Source organism: Leifsonia sp. NPDC056824, from assembly GCF_042789575.1.
GTDB lineage: Bacteria > Actinomycetota > Actinomycetes > Actinomycetales > Microbacteriaceae > Leifsonia.
This window is the reverse complement of the sequence record NZ_JBHUAV010000002.1, coordinates 543,061-557,458: the sequence shown is the minus strand read 5'-3', so window position 1 is coordinate 557,458 and position 14,398 is coordinate 543,061. Positions and strand designations below refer to the sequence as shown.

Annotated in this window: 18 protein-coding genes; all 18 read right to left on the bottom strand. The window is 65.1% G+C overall.

Annotated features, from left to right (window positions below; genetic code table 11):
• Window positions 1-52: 52 nt before the first annotated feature.
• Window positions 53-1,249, bottom strand: a complete 1,197-nt coding sequence (locus ACFRFH_RS12190; protein WP_382463262.1) for a right-handed parallel beta-helix repeat-containing protein — start codon at window positions 1,247-1,249, stop codon at window positions 53-55.
• Complete coding sequence (locus ACFRFH_RS12185; protein ID WP_382463261.1) at window positions 1,246-2,070, bottom strand: hypothetical protein; 825 nt, start codon at window positions 2,068-2,070, stop codon at window positions 1,246-1,248. Before ACFRFH_RS12185 ends, ACFRFH_RS12190 begins: the two co-directional genes overlap by 4 nt.
• Before the next feature lie 64 nt (window positions 2,071-2,134).
• A complete protein-coding gene (locus ACFRFH_RS12180; RefSeq protein WP_382463260.1) occupies window positions 2,135-2,410 on the bottom strand; it encodes a hypothetical protein in 276 nt (91 codons plus the stop codon).
• Window positions 2,403-2,819, bottom strand: a complete 417-nt coding sequence (locus ACFRFH_RS12175; protein ID WP_382463259.1) for a hypothetical protein — start codon at window positions 2,817-2,819, stop codon at window positions 2,403-2,405. The genes ACFRFH_RS12180 and ACFRFH_RS12175 overlap by 8 nt, the downstream gene beginning before the upstream one ends.
• The gene (locus tag ACFRFH_RS12170; protein WP_382463258.1) at window positions 2,820-3,743 is read right to left on the bottom strand and encodes a glycoside hydrolase family 25 protein; all 924 of its coding nucleotides are present in this window, start codon (window positions 3,741-3,743) and stop codon (window positions 2,820-2,822) included.
• On the bottom strand, window positions 3,743-4,774 hold the full coding sequence (locus ACFRFH_RS12165) for a hypothetical protein (RefSeq protein WP_382463257.1): 1,032 nt from the start codon (window positions 4,772-4,774) through the stop codon (window positions 3,743-3,745). Before ACFRFH_RS12165 ends, ACFRFH_RS12170 begins: the two co-directional genes overlap by 1 nt.
• Complete coding sequence (locus ACFRFH_RS12160; RefSeq protein ID WP_382463256.1) at window positions 4,771-5,577, bottom strand: hypothetical protein; 807 nt, start codon at window positions 5,575-5,577, stop codon at window positions 4,771-4,773. The genes ACFRFH_RS12165 and ACFRFH_RS12160 overlap by 4 nt, the downstream gene beginning before the upstream one ends.
• A gap of 11 nt (window positions 5,578-5,588) precedes the next feature.
• On the bottom strand, window positions 5,589-6,734 hold the full coding sequence (locus tag ACFRFH_RS12155) for a hypothetical protein (RefSeq protein WP_382463255.1): 1,146 nt from the start codon (window positions 6,732-6,734) through the stop codon (window positions 5,589-5,591).
• Between the two features lie 9 nt (window positions 6,735-6,743).
• The gene (locus ACFRFH_RS12150; RefSeq protein WP_382463254.1) at window positions 6,744-7,589 is read right to left on the bottom strand and encodes a hypothetical protein; all 846 of its coding nucleotides are present in this window, start codon (window positions 7,587-7,589) and stop codon (window positions 6,744-6,746) included.
• A complete protein-coding gene (locus ACFRFH_RS12145) occupies window positions 7,586-9,328 on the bottom strand; it encodes a hypothetical protein (RefSeq protein ID WP_382463253.1) in 1,743 nt (580 codons plus the stop codon). The genes ACFRFH_RS12150 and ACFRFH_RS12145 overlap by 4 nt, the downstream gene beginning before the upstream one ends.
• Window positions 9,329-9,480: 152 nt before the next feature.
• Window positions 9,481-9,840, bottom strand: coding sequence for a hypothetical protein (locus ACFRFH_RS12140; protein ID WP_382463252.1), 360 nt, complete (start codon window positions 9,838-9,840; stop codon window positions 9,481-9,483).
• A complete protein-coding gene (locus ACFRFH_RS12135) occupies window positions 9,840-10,388 on the bottom strand; it encodes a hypothetical protein (RefSeq protein ID WP_382463251.1) in 549 nt (182 codons plus the stop codon). Before ACFRFH_RS12135 ends, ACFRFH_RS12140 begins: the two co-directional genes overlap by 1 nt.
• Window positions 10,389-11,411 carry a phage tail tube protein gene (locus tag ACFRFH_RS12130; RefSeq protein WP_382463250.1) on the bottom strand — a complete coding sequence of 341 codons (1,023 nt, stop codon included), beginning with the start codon at window positions 11,409-11,411 and terminating at the stop codon, window positions 10,389-10,391.
• The gene (locus ACFRFH_RS12125; RefSeq protein WP_382463249.1) at window positions 11,408-11,590 is read right to left on the bottom strand and encodes a hypothetical protein; all 183 of its coding nucleotides are present in this window, start codon (window positions 11,588-11,590) and stop codon (window positions 11,408-11,410) included. Before ACFRFH_RS12125 ends, ACFRFH_RS12130 begins: the two co-directional genes overlap by 4 nt.
• A gap of 10 nt (window positions 11,591-11,600) precedes the next feature.
• Complete coding sequence (locus tag ACFRFH_RS12120) at window positions 11,601-12,059, bottom strand: hypothetical protein (protein ID WP_382463248.1); 459 nt, start codon at window positions 12,057-12,059, stop codon at window positions 11,601-11,603.
• Window positions 12,056-12,628 carry a hypothetical protein gene (locus ACFRFH_RS12115; RefSeq protein ID WP_382463247.1) on the bottom strand — a complete coding sequence of 191 codons (573 nt, stop codon included), beginning with the start codon at window positions 12,626-12,628 and terminating at the stop codon, window positions 12,056-12,058. The genes ACFRFH_RS12120 and ACFRFH_RS12115 overlap by 4 nt, the downstream gene beginning before the upstream one ends.
• Before the next feature lie 2 nt (window positions 12,629-12,630).
• Window positions 12,631-12,831, bottom strand: coding sequence for a hypothetical protein (locus ACFRFH_RS12110; protein ID WP_382463246.1), 201 nt, complete (start codon window positions 12,829-12,831; stop codon window positions 12,631-12,633).
• A 62-nt stretch (window positions 12,832-12,893) separates the two neighbouring features.
• Window positions 12,894-14,336: a phage major capsid protein gene (locus ACFRFH_RS12105; RefSeq protein WP_382463245.1), complete on the bottom strand. Its 1,443-nt coding sequence runs from the start codon at window positions 14,334-14,336 to the stop codon at window positions 12,894-12,896.
• Window positions 14,337-14,398: the final 62 nt, after the last annotated feature.

Below are 14,398 nucleotides of genomic sequence, written 5' to 3'. Positions count from 1 at the left end.
TCCTTAACGACGAAGACCCCGCCGAAGCGGGGTCCGAAATGGATGGGGGGGTTCAGTTGGTCGTAACCTGCAGCTTGGTCGCCGTCACATCCACCCCGCCGATGTAGAGGTGAATGTCAGATGGCAGCTGCTTGTTCGCGGGAGGGTTCGCCACAGGCGGGTAGGCGTACGTCGAGTGCACGCACACCTTGAACGGCACCCCAGAGTTCATGCCGTCCCAGATGGGGTCGTAGATCTTCACGATCGAGCTGCTGCCGTCCGTGTCGACGATCATGTTGTGACCGTTGTTATGGAAGGTGCAGCCGACCATCGTGATCGACGTCGCGTTGTTCTTCTCGAAGTTCGCGCCGGCACTGTGGTTGTTCTGGAAGGTGCAGTTCTCGTAGGTGATATTCGTGCACTCGTACTGCGAGACGCCCGCACCGTGACCCATGTTCTGGAAGGTCGAGTTCTGCACCAGAATCCCGTTCGCCTGGTTATGCCCGATCCCCGTCGCGGAGGCCCCCTGCCCATCAACCAGCACGTTCCGGATGGTGGTGTTGTTCGACAGGTAGTTGTTGATCGGGAACGTCTCCCCAGGAGGCGCCGAAGACGCACCCGGGATCGCGAGGAACGAGCAGTTCTCCACGATCGCGTTCGTGCAGTAGTACACGACAAGGCCGTTGTAGATGTGGCCCTGCGCGGTGCCCTGCAGAGTCGCACCGAAGTACGCCCCGTTCGTGTAAGTCCCGCCGCCGCGGCCGAGACGGATGAGCGTCTCCGCGACAGTGCCCGTCGTCTGAGCGTTCACCGCCGACGCATAGCTGGAGGTGTTCGGGCTCATCTCCAACGTTCCGTTGGTGAACCCGATGATGTGCGGCTGGTAGATGCCGTCGTAATAGCCTTCGTTGAAGTCCGCGAAGACCTGAGTGGTACCTTCCAGGTCGACGATCGTGTCCGTCGCTGGCCGGGTCAGCGCCACCTCGAACGTGTCACCGGACTGACGGAACGACGACAGCGGCACCGACGTGATCGTCGCCTGCACGGGCGTGTCGAGCTCGGCACGGTAGAGACGCCCGTCGTTGATGCCCGCGGCGTTGAGCTCGGCACGGTACAAGATGCCATCGGCAGCCGCGACGACGCCTGGTGCGCTCAGTTCCGCACGGCGCAGGATCCCGGCCGAGTGCTGAACGACGCCCGGGATGATGCTCGTGTGCCCGCGCCGCGTCAGAACCCCGTTGATCAGATCCCAGCGCTGCAGCCTGCTCATGAGACCGTCTGGAACCAGTGATCGATGCCGTACATGCCGGCCGTGCCCGTGTTCACCGGAGACGCCACAGGCGGGGTGTCAGGCCCGATCCAGAAACAGGCCTGATCAGGTCGGGTCGTCGGCCGCTGCTGGTAGGTGCCACTGATCTCCATCGAGAAGAACAGCATCCCGGGAGGGAGTGCCGCGTCGAGGTTCGGCAGCGCGGACACCAGCACATGGTTCGTGTCGTCCACGATCGGCGGGATCGGGATCACGAAGTTCAGGGAGTAGCCCACAGGGTTCGTCGTGATGTTGCTGATCGTCACACCCGGTGCGCTGCCCTGCGTGACCGTGCCGATCGTCGGGATGACAGCCGGTCCGGGAGGGCCTTGCGTGATCGCGATGCCGCCCGAGGAAGCGATCGGCGCAGCCTTCGTCAGATCCGTCCACGTCGTCGAGTCCGTCGCGGACGCCACAGGCACGTTGATCACGTACGTCTCGTTCGCGATGACAGCCGTCCCATTCCGGAACGTCGCCTTCACCGTGTAGTTGAACCCGGACGGGTTGTCTGCCGGGTCGTTCGTCGCCGGCAACCAGATGCCCGGGTTGCCGTTCGCGTCGATCACGTTCCCATTCGCGTCCAAGGCCCCCTTGAACGTGTCGAAGTAGACGGTCGTCGGGGAGGGGACAGCACCGACCACAGCCACCTTCGGCGTGTTGGAGATGAACGTCAGATCACCGCTCAGCGGGATCTCGTCAGGCAGCACGCCAGGGTCGGCGCTGTCGTTCTGCTCGAGGACGAAGTGGCCGACGACATAGCCGAAAAGTGCGAGCGTTCCCATCGGACCCCTCCATGCATGCGAAAGGGCCCACCCCGTTCAGGGATGGGCCCAGATGGTTCTGCGGTTACTTGCTGATGTGCGAGATCGCGAGCGCACCCGTGAGGGCTGCGGCCGCGGAGCCGATGAGGTCGATGACGCTGCCGATGTGGCCGCCGATCACGGGTGCGATCGCGACGGCACCAACCGTCACGAGCGTGCCGACCGTGTAGATGGTGGCGCGGACCTTCGCGGGGATGAACGGGCCCGCAACGGTCCCGAGCTGGGCCACCGCAGTATCGACGGTCTTCTCCGACAGGTCCGGCGCGACGACCGGCTCGGCCGCCTTCGTGGTGTCAGTCATCTGTTTCTTCTTCCTTTTGAGGGTGGATCTCGTCGCGGAGTTTCGCGACGGACTCGGTGAGGCCAGCAATAAGCTCGGTCTGCGCCTTCTGCTCTTTCTCGACACGTCCCAGGGCGTCCTTCACCGACGAGCCGTTGTTGTAGTTGACCTCGTGGTGGATCGTGTCGATCTTCCGGTCCTGCGCCGCCAACGTCTGAGTCGTCCTCGAACGGAACCGGCGTTGCTTCGCGAGCTCGTCCGGCAGATCCGCGAGAGAGTTCATCGTCGTCACGAACGTCGACAGCACACGCCACCCGGCCGGGATGCCTTTGATCAGCCCGAACCCGGTACCGATGAACGCGAGGACTGCGATCGCGCCGACCACCCACTGCAGCCACGGCGCCGCGTGGCTGAAGTCGAGCGACGGCATTTACGACGCCTTGAAGACTGTCGCCTGCAGCACCGTCCTCAGCGCGGTCTCGACATCAGCCTCCGTGAGTGCCGATGTGGGAAGCGCGGGAAGCGCCTTGACCATCGCTGCCGACAGCGCCGCGTAGTCGATCGTTGGCGCCGCACTGTTCGCCTTCACTGCTGCGTGGATCTCCGCGATCGACTGCTGCAGCGACTCGTGGTTGTCCTTCATCGAAGGGCCGCCCTGCATGATGGCGTCATAGAGGATCGACGCCCGCTGCAGGACCGTGCTGATCGTAGGGCCACCAGTGAAGGCGGCCGTGTTCAGGAACGTGTTCATGTCTGGCATGTCATCCTCCAGGGATGCGATTTGAGCGAAGGTGGATTCGGATTCGTCACGGTCGATGGCACCTGCGGACGAGTACTGGAGGATCGTCCAGTGCGACCATTCACCGACCGCCGTGTTCTCCGGGTAGCCGCCTGGAGCGGCCAGCCACAACCAGCAGCCGGCCTTCTCCAGCGCACCCCAACCGGGCGAGCGCATGTCGGTGCGGTTGCCGTAGATGCCGATCCGGTTGGTGCCGGCCAGGACTGTCAGGCGTGCGATGAACTCTGCGGCCTCTGCCACCGTCCATGCGCGGTACTTGCCGCTCTCCGACGACTCCACGTCGAGCGCGAGCGCGTCACCGGGCCGGTAGTACGGCTGGATGACCGACCAGAAGTAGTCGGCCTGCGCCGCGGGACTGGCATTGTTGGTGCGGCCGTTGAAGTGGTAGAACCCCACCTCTTTGCCCGCCGCGCGAGCGTTGGCCACGTCGCCCGCGAACGTCGACTGGGTGAACAGGGTGCCGCCGTCCGCGGAGGTTGCCGCGACGAACACGCCGGACTCGGCGCCCGGCTGGTAGTTCTGCTGCGGCCACGACACATCGACGGACTGCAGCATCAGGTGAGCCCCTTCGTCCGCCAGGTGCACCCGGCCAGCGACAGGTTCAGCGCACCCGTGAAGCCGACGTTCAGCGTGATGGTGACCACGCCTGCCGAGGAGATCGTCACGTTCGCGACTGCGGTCACATTCGATGTGCACGCGAACGACGTGGTGGCCGCTGGCGCGAAGGCTGTCGGGATGGTGCCGATCTGGTAGGTCGTGGCAGCGACGAAGCCCGCCGAGGTGCTCGTCGCAAGGCCGTCAAGGCTCGTGTAGCCGCCTCGCGTTTCCAGATGGGTTCCCGAGCCCGCGTAGGTGACCCCGCCGAAGGTGCCTCCGGAAAAGGTGCTGGTAAGCGGACGACCAGCGACGTGATACCAGCCAGGTGTCGGTGCGCCCTGCACGTAAATCCAGAGGTTGTCGGTGTCGTTCGCGTACGCGAGCTGCCCTTCCACGGCAGGCGTCCACGAGGTCAGTGCTGTCAGCAGGGTGAACGGGCGCACACCGCCCGCGCCGACCGTGTAGTCAGCCGACCAGGTTACGGTCGGGGAGCCACCACCGGACGCGGGAACGTTAATCTGCGCGAGCGCGTGCGACCGTGCCGGAGCTGCAGCCAGTCCCGGACCACCGGCCGTGTAGATGATCGCGACGTTCGGAGGTGTCGTCGCGCCAGTACCGTCCGACTCGGCGTGGTCGGAGATCTGCACGTCGAGCCGGTCGGTGCGTGCCGAACCGCCTGCCGCGGTGACCGAGCCGGTGACGTTCTGGTCGAACGCGTACCCGTACGCGCCGGCGATCGCGGAGGACTCACCATCGATCACCCCACCGAACGGGGTCACCGTCCAGGTGGTCGAAGTGGCCGTGACGATCGTGTTCGGTGTGCCAGGGCGCACACCCGACGCGGCGCCGAGCGGACGCGAACCGGACGCGACACCGGTCGCTGCGGCGAGCGCGGTCTGACGCAGCCACCGCCCGGTGAACGACGGAGTGTCAACGACGCCGTCCGCGTCGGTGTCGACCGAATCGGCCGGCCACACTCGTGCACTCATGCGATCCCCGCATTCGTCAAGCGCTGCGTGAGCGCGTCGATCTGGGACTGTTGACGCTTCACGAGCGCCAGAAGCGGAACCACGAACTGTGAATAGTTAATGGCTTCCGGTGCGCCCGCCTCGTCGGTAGGCACCACGTCAGGGCCGAACCCTGCGGCTTGCACGTCCTCCGCGATCAGGAACACCTTCAGCGGGTCGGTTTCCTCATCCCAGGTGTACCGGCCCAGGTACGGGGTCAACGCGAGCGCAGCGTCCGCGAGGCTGTCGGGAAACGCTTCCAGGTCCTTCTTCACCGCGCGGGTCGAGGGTGAGTAGCCGAACTGCCCATCACCGTTGATCCACGCCGCCCGATACGACGTCGTGACCGTGTAGCCGTACGACGGCAGCGACGTGAGCGGGGAACCACCGGAAGTGACACGGCCGGTAGATGCCACGTCACCACTGCTGACCGAGGCCGCGGTGACCGAGCCGGTGACCGACGCGTTACCGGCAACACTCAGGTTCCCGTCCGCGATCAGATCAGTGCCGGCGGTGATCGTGGTGCCTGCGCTGATCGTCGTCCCGGCTGTGATCGAGCCGCCCGAATTGAGCGCACCCGAACCCACGTTCAGTGACCCGCCGCCCTCGATCGTGAGAGAACCGCCGTTGTCGATGACGATGCCGCCTGCACCGATCTCCATCGCCTGACCGGTCCGTGCCGACGCCTGCTCCCGCAGCTGCCGCACCAGATCCCGCAGCTGCCGCATCAGGTCGTCTTCCTGCGGAGGCAACTGGTTGGCGATGCTTCCCGGGTTCACACCCATGCGGGCACCTCCTAGATGATCGCCGCGCCTGCCAGAACCGGAGTCAGAATCGGCGGGTCCGCGAGCGTGAGCGTGTACCCGATCGCCCGGGCGGTCCCGTTCAACCCGCCCGGCACGGACGGCACCGTGTCGACACCGCCGACGATGCCGCCGATGTTGAACGCGACATCATCACCGAGGAACCAGTCGACGCCGAGCTGCGGGCATCCCTTATCGAGCGCGTTCGCGGACATGGTGAGCGCGATCGCACCCGCCTTCATCTGCGCGACAGCGGCAGCCGCGTAACCGGTCAGCGTGCCGACGTCGATGATGGAAGTGGATGGCGTCCACCGGTATTCGAACTTCGGTCGCTCCGGGTCGGTGAACGTCTGCGGCGGCGACTGCGGACGAACGCTGCCCTGCCCGGACGAGTACGCCATGACCACGTTCGCGCCCTTCCCGTCCGAGAAGTCGCGGGTGAGTTGGAACGCTGTCACCGGGCCAGGCATGTCGAACGCTGCGTTCGGGCTCATGCCCGCCATCGCCGCAGTGCCGACCCTGGAGCCGACGTAGAAGACGGGCGTGTACCGTTCCGGGCTTGTCTGGTGCTCCCAGCCGATGAACCACTCCGGTCCGCCGTTCTCACCGGACAGATCCTGCAACGCCGAGTACACCGTCTTGTCGTCCTGGTCGGCGTAGACGTGCGTGCGGACCTTCCCGGCACCGCCGACCACCTGGACGCGGATCGGGATCCCACCGACCGAAGCGCCGACGAACGAGGTGATCAGGTCGGATGCGATCGTGTTCTGGTCGACGTTCGTGTACGTCTTCGCGCTGTTGATGTACTGCCGGTCGAGGTAGCTCTCCAACGTGGCCAGGGTGATCTGCACGACATCGGTCTGGTCCGGGGTGGACTGGGTGACCAGCGCACCCCACACGGGTACGGAGATGACTTCGCCGGACGGGTCCGGGGCCTCCCACAGCAGCACGAAGAACGACGCACCCTCCAGCACCGCACGCGGCCACTGGTTCGGTGCATGCTTCGTGTCCACCGGCAGAGTCGCCGTCGACGTCTCATACCGGCCGATCGACTGGCGCACCATGTCGATTTCGAGGTTCGGCATCTCGGTGATGACCTCACCCGTCTTCGCCTTGCACGCCACCCAGGAGAACGCCATCACGCCTCCTCACAGGTACGCGGGGGTCGCCGTCACCGTCAGCAACGCTGTCGGGTCATACGCGCTCGCCGTGAACGACCATGTGTTGACACCGACATCGAAGGTGGAGAACCCGCGGGAGGTCACCGACGACATGCGCGACGACTGGCCGTTGGCCAACACGGTGTGTGCGTCCATGTCGACCAGCAGAAACTCGCCCACGCCCAGGGTCAGGTTCGTCGCGAACACGGACGGTGCGCCCGTCGAGCTCGTGTGCGTGATCACCGGCGCCGTGCACGGGCCGTCGATGCGCAGCACCACCGGGCCCGACTTGTTGCCAGGGTTGCCGAGGGTGATGCTGCCGGTGACCACGTTCGCCGCGATGACATACGGAATCCGGTACGGGATCGTCACACCGCCCGTCGTGGACGGCAGCGCACTGGTCTGCACGATCGGTGCGCTGAACTTCCGTGGATCCTCCGCGACCACAGCCACCGACCAGGTGGCCATCTTGTCAGAGATGTACGAGGTGAGGATCTCGTCCTCGCGGCGCACTTTCACGTACCGGGTGCGGGCGCCCTCCACGACGGTCATCGTCGACTCGGCCAACGTGACCGCCGTGGCGAGAGCATCCAGGGAGACGGTGAGGCCATCCTGCGTGAGCGAGGACAGTTGCCCTGTGATCACCATGTGCCGTGAGCCCTCGTACGACTGGCCGATCCAGCCGCCGTCCTGCCGCGGCTTCTGGATGACCGCCGTGGTCGGCTTCGCGGTTCCCCAACCGGTGAACGAGTCCACCGACCACTGTGACCCGTTCGGGTCCAGACCGTTCAGGCCGGTGATTTCGAGGCTGCCGAGGGTGATCTGCAGGGTCATACTCCGCCCCTCGCATTCAGCCGGCGCAGCACCGCGTTGCTCGTACCGATCGAGTCGGTGACCTCGTTGATGATCAGGTCACGGAACAGTCCGGATCCGCCGCTGCTGAGGCCGGCGTCCTTCATGCCCTGCGGGGTGAGCGGGACGACCGCTTCCGGGTAGCCGGCTTCACCGAGGATCGCGGGTGTGCCACCCGGTCGCGGGCGAACGATGCCGCCGAACGCCATCGGCGTCATGTGCAGAGTGCTACCACCGCCCGCAGGAGCAGGCACACCGACCGACGAATACTGTACGGTCGCGTGGATCGGGTTGCCCGAGAAGAAGTCTTGGATCTGCTGCCATCCATGCTGAAACGCGCCGACGACGCCGCTCCAGCCGTCTTCAATCTCTTTCCACCCGTTCGCGAATGCGCCACCGATCTGAGCCGCGCCATGCGCGAACATGTCGTTCGACTGGCCCATGCCCTGGCTCCAGTGCGCGGTGATCTGGTCCCAGCCGTGACCAAATTTGGCCATCAGCTCGTCCCAGCCGTTGCCCCACACCTTCTGCCCGTTGCTCATCTTGCCCATGAGCTGGTCCCACCCGTTGCCGAGTTTCCCCATCAGCTGGTCCCAGCCGTGCTCCCAGTTCTTGTAGTTGAACGGCCCGTCGGCGTACTGCTTCGCGCCGTTGCCGAACTTCTGCATCCACTGGTCCCAGCCGTTGCCGAACTTGGCCATCAGCTGATCCCAGCCGTTCGCCCACGCGTTGCCGGAGAGCGGGCCGGCCGAGTCGCTGCCGTTCCAGCCGAGCGCTTTCGCCAGATCCTTCGCCATGTTCTCGGGGCCCTTGGAGGTGCCGAGCTTCTCGAGGTCGGGCAGCAGGTGCTTGTCAACGAAGTCCGATACGGCGCCGAGAGCGGGGAGCAGGACCGTCCCGGCCTTCACCTGGATCTCGTCCCACTTCGCGGAGATCACCGACCACTTGCCGGCGTATGTGTCCGCGGCGGTCGCAGCCTGCCCCTTCAGCTTGTTGGTGAGCGCGTCGAGGATTGTTCCCGACGCGGACTGGTGCTGGTTCAGGGAATCCTGCGCGGACGCGACCTTTTTCAAAGCGGCCTCGTAGGACGCGTGCGCTTTCGAGTTCGCGTTGACCGCGTTCGGGCTCTTCGTCAGGATGTCGTTCACAGCCGCCTGAGCGTCCGCGAGATGCTGCTGCGCCTTCGCGACGGCCGCCGCGTTACCGGACACAACAGGAAGGTCGATGCCGAGCTGCCGAAGCGGCCGCATCTGCCCTTCCATGCCCTTGGTCACGACCATGACCGCCGACGCCAGGTCGATGTTCTTGAACTTCGCCAGGTCAGCAGATACCTGCATGATCTTCATCGCCTTGGACGAATCACCAAGACCGGTCGTCGCCTTCGCGAGCGCGTCAGACACCTGCTCGCCCGTGAAGCCGTAATCAGACATCTTCGACTTCAGATCCTCGACGGCGCCGCTGTTCGCAGACATCGAGGAATGGACATTCTTGAACGCCTGATCCAGCCGGGCGTTCGCAGCCTCCGCACCCATCGCCGCTTCGACCGAGGACTTCCCGAACTCAAAAACCGACTGGATCCCGAAGAATCCAGCAGCCATCTTCGCCACATCACCGACCAGACCGGTGATCCTCGAGTGCGCCTTATCCCCGAACTCTTCAACCGCCCTCGACGCAGAGACATCCTTACCGAACAGGTTGAACGTCATGGACTTTTCGGCCACGACTCACCCCTTCCGCGCTGCGATGATGCGTTGCGTGTAGTCGACGTACGCGAGCCACCACTCATAGGGGACCGCCCACACGTTGAAGACCGTGAAACCGCATGCCGGGATAACCGACTGCATGATGGGAAGCCACTCCCACACCGACGCCTCTACGTCGTCGATGTCTGCGGGGGCTCGGCCTCTTCGTCTTTTGGGTCGAGATCGGACTCCTCGAGCACCAGGAACACCTCAGACGCCGGCACCTTCTCGGCGTCGGCCAGGGTGATGTTCTGGCCGCCCTTGCGAAGTGCGAGGAAGATCACACCGATGATGTTGTCGATGTACTCTTCGTTCTCCAGCAGGTCGGCGCCCGTGCCCTTCGAGCCGAGCACTTCCGCGACCACCTTGAACGCACCCTGGATACTGGAGACGGTGATGCCGCGCTTCTTCAACGCGAGTAGGTCACCGAGCGCAGCACCACCGATCGACTCCTGCAACGGGTACTCAGTACCCTCAATGCTGATCTTCATCAACGACCTCCGATCGCGGCGATCGCCTCATCCAGCGCGCCCTCCATGTCGTGCAGGAGATGCCTGGTGAGTTCCTTCTCGATCACCTTGTCGAAGAACGGGTTACCGGACTCGGTGACCCATGCCGCGAGCTCACCAGAGCGCACCCGCTGCTTCTTCTGCGACTTCGATTCCTTGCTGGTGAACGTGCGCGTGACACTCTGCCGGCCCGACTCAAACACCGGGTGACGGAACGACGCCAGGTTGTACACCTTCAGGAGTGCCGCGTGACCGGCGGGCAGACCGCTACCGGAGGTGACGATCTTCACCCCGCCTGAGCGCACACCGAACGAGACGGTCACATGCGTGCCGGCGATCAGCGCATCACGGCCAGGACCAGATGCGTTGCCCTCCGGTGTGGGCTCGCGCAGCTTCTCCTTGATCGCCTCGGTGATGCTCAGGCCGCGCAGCTTCAGGTTCTTCCGCAACGACCGGGTGAGGGCCGGGTCGAACGCATCCAATTCGGCCTTCACCCGGTAGAAGTCGGACGCATCCAGGCTGATGCCCATTTACAGCGCCGTCTCCGCGGTCACGATCGCGACGTAGATCGGGGACGCCGCCGACCGGTTGTCGAGCACTTCGAACGGGATCGACTGCGTGATCACGTCGCCCTTGTTCGGCTTCGGCACCTCACCGTTGAGCCGGATGTCGGGGATGACGATCTGCAGCGTCGGGTAGTTCGAGCCGGTGATCGCCGTCTGCGACTGGAACGTGAGCACCAGGTCGAGGTCGGTCTGGTTCAGCCACGCATCCCGCAGCGTGGTGTTGTCGTACTCCGCCGTCAGCGTGCCCGTGCCAGCACGTTCACCCATCGCCGGGGGACGGGACCGGCTACCGCTGCCGCCGTAGTTGAACCCGTTCTTATCCAGGTTGTTCTTCCACGACAACGCATAGTCACGGATGTCCGCCGCCGAGGTGCCACCGGACGCGAGAGTCGTCGTCGTCGGCAGCGTGAGCGTGCCACCAACCATGATCGAACCCTGCACGAACGACCAAGGGAAGTTCCCGGCCGGGTACGCCGCCGTCGCAAGAGAGGTCGTGGTGTCCATCTGCTTGCCCTGCACCGTGAACTTCACGGTCGGGATGCCAGCATTGCCCGACTTGATGTCGAACCCGTCGAAGACACAGCCGGAGTACGTCTGCACGGTCTGCGCACCACCACCGAGCGGAGGCACACCCACCTGGAGGGTGTAGCTCGACAGGTAGTCCGACGTGGTGCAACTGATGAGCTGCTGGAACGCGGCACCTGTGATGTTCGTGGACACACCCGTCCCGAGCGCCGCGGCGAACAGGAACCCCATGCCCTTTGCGTACAGTTCGAGGTCGAAGCTGCCTCCGGCCTCCTGCTTGGTCAGCACGCGCCGGTCAGCGGCCTTCACGATGCGGCCCTGGCGCATGCCCGAGGTGTCGGTGAACGTCGGCACCCAGTCGAGTGTTTCGTCGGTGATCTCGTAGAAGTGATCCACGGTCACCTTCGTGCCGAAGACCGACTCCTTGCCGACCCCGAAGAGTACGTCCTGCTGTGTCGTCACTTCGACTCACCGCCGTCCTTCGTCTTGGTGTTCGCGGGCACTTTCTGGAAGTTCGCGGACTGCTGGATCAGGGATTCCCCGTGCTCATCCGGGACCTCGAAGACCTCACCGGCCTCGACGATGCGGTTCAGCAGCGGGAGCTCGAGGTCACCGAAGGGCGACACGTTTCTGACTTTCACCAGGGGGCTCCTAGTTCGTGATGCGCACGCGCGCGGTGAATGTGGCGATGATGTCGATCTGCCGGCCGCTGGGCAGGTTCGCGGGTTCCGTCGCACCTTTGGACGAGGTGGCGGTGAGGAAGCACCACAGGCATTTGCCGCCGAGGGTGGTGTCGGTGGTGCGCGTGTAGTTCTCGATCTGGCCGAGGAGGAAGTACGCACGGTCGGATGCAGCCTGGTCGTCATCACCGACGACGACCGACGAAATGAACACGTCGATCTCGACCGTCTCGTCACGCGCCCGGAGCGGCCCCACGGGCCCTTCGACCTGCTGGGTGCGGATCCCGAGCCAGCAGATCAGGTCGTCGTTGCTCGCGTTGCCGGGATGCCCGAACGTGACCAGCACATGCGGGTCCGACTGGAACATGTTCTTCGTCGCCACCACCAGCGCATCCTTCAACGCGGGTGCCGCGGAGGCGATCTGGCTCATGCGAACCCGACCGTCCCCATGTACGGGGTCAGCATCTCGACCACACGCTTCGGGACCGCGAACCCCATCGGGGCTGCCGTCTCCACCGCATCCGAGTACGCCGGCCGCTGAGCGTTCATACCCTGCTGCCACCAGAACCGGACGAGCTCACGCGCAGCCAACTGGATCGTGACCGGCACCGTCCCATAGCCGACGCTGTACGTGATGACGATCGCCAGCCGGCCCGGGTAGAACAGGCGCGGATAGATCATGTTGCCGCCGTAGACAATCGACCCGACAGGGTCGAAGAAGTAGGAGCCGGCCGTCAGCAGGTTCCCCGCCTCGGTGACCGACACGATCGCGTTCGCCCTGTCAGGCAGCACGATCGAGTACGTGCCGCCGTCGAACGCCAGCGTCTTGTTCGCCGCGATCACCGGGCCGATGAGATCCTCGATGACCGGTGTTGCGGCTTGGATGAACGTGGTCAGGTCGGCGTCCCGGTCGCCCTGCGAGCCGGTGCCGGCGTCACGCATGTGCAGACCTTCCGCCGCGTACTCCAGGGTAATCAGCCCACCATCGACGTTCGTCATGCTCAGGCCTTACGGGTCTCCTGCTTGGCGGCGCGCGCGTTCTTGGGTGCCTTCGCACCGGCCCGCTCGCGAGCCCACGCCGCGAGGTTCGCGTCGTTCATCTCTTCGGCGTGCTTCGCGATGTCCTCGTAGGACACGTTCCGCACCTCGTCAGCCACAATCGAGTCGTAGTTCTCGGCAACGTGGTCGTCGATCTCTGCCATGTGCTTTCCCTTTCATCAGGTGAGGGCCGCACCCTCGTGAGAAGGTGCGGCCCTCAGGTGGATCAGAACGTCGGAGCGACCAGACCGAAGCCAGCGGAGCCGGCGTTGCCGCCGACGATGCCGACAGCAGTCGGGAAGCGACCCGCGGTGAACGCGGCGTAGTTGTACGCGACGAGCTTCACCGTCAGCTGGTTGCCGAGGGTCTGCTCGAAACGGAGCTGGAACGGCGCACCGTCCCCGTTCTCCCAGAGCAGGAGGTCCTCCCAGCGAGCGACGATGACCTGGTCCTCAGGGCCGGTACCGACCGAGCCGGGGATCGATGCGTCGGTGATGACCGGCAGGCCCAGGATGTGACCGACCGGGATCGCAGACGGGGTGTCCTGCGGCACGTCGTACACACCCAGCGCGTTGTTCGGGCCGGATGCGTTCGGCACGACCAGCGGACGGTTGGACGAGTCGAGCTGCGCGACGAGCCAGTTCCACCGGCGCGGGTGCATGATGATCAGGTCCGGGGCCATCATGCGAGTGGTTTCCACCGCGTTGAGCTGGCCGGCGAGCTTCGAGTAGAACGTCGCGGGCGTGGCAGCCGCACCGAACGCGGTCGCCTGGTTGACGCCCCCCGTCTGCAGGATGCCCAGCGCCTGACCGGACGAACCGGTGCCCGAGAGCACCTGAACATCCAGCGCCACGTTGTACGCCGCCGCGAGGTCCGAGTAGATCAGCGAGTCGATGCCGGTCGCACGCTCCAGCGACTGACGCGACACGTCCTGCTGACCAGCGATCGTGACCACCGGGACGGTGACGTTCGACCACACCTGGTCGGTGTTCGACACCGACGCGTTCTCAGTCGCCTGAATCGCCTCCGTGACACCGGTGGTGCCCTTCGGGATGATCAGAGACATGCCCTCTGCAGGCAGCGGCAGGTGCCGGACCACGTTCGCAGTCGGGCGACCCGCACGGGCCACGAGTGCAGCTTCGTCCACCAGGTACTGCGGGGGGACGAGGCCCTGGAAACCACCAGTGGTGCCAGCGCGCTGCTCACGGTCGAAACCGGCGAGCTTGCCGTCACGCTCGCACTCGATGCGGTGCTTGTTGATGCGCTCGCGCGCACCGTAGTCCTGCACGTACTCGGCGCCGTACATGTCGCGGAAGAACGACCGCTCCCAGCGGTTGCCTTCGTTGTACGTGCGCGGCTCACGAGTGACGACGCCGGGGGCGTTGCGCTCGGCGTTCGGCTGCGACACTTCGGCTGCACGCTGCAGGCGCTCGTCGTCGGTTTGCTGCGCGCGCAGCTGGTCGAGAGCGGCCGAGGCCGAGTCGACCTCGGTGGATGCGTTGCGCTTCTGCTCCATGAGGGAGTCGAAGCGCGACTGGGCGGCCTCGTCGAGCGAGTCGCCCGTCGCCTCGTCCAGAAGGTTCCGCTGCTCGGTGTGGTACTGGTCGTACGCAGCACGAGCGGCGGTCAGTCTGGCCTCGGCATTCGCGATGAGACGCGAAATGTCCATCAGATGACCTTTCGGTTGGATGCGTGCTGACGCGTCCGGCTCATCTGGCTTCCATCGCGCTC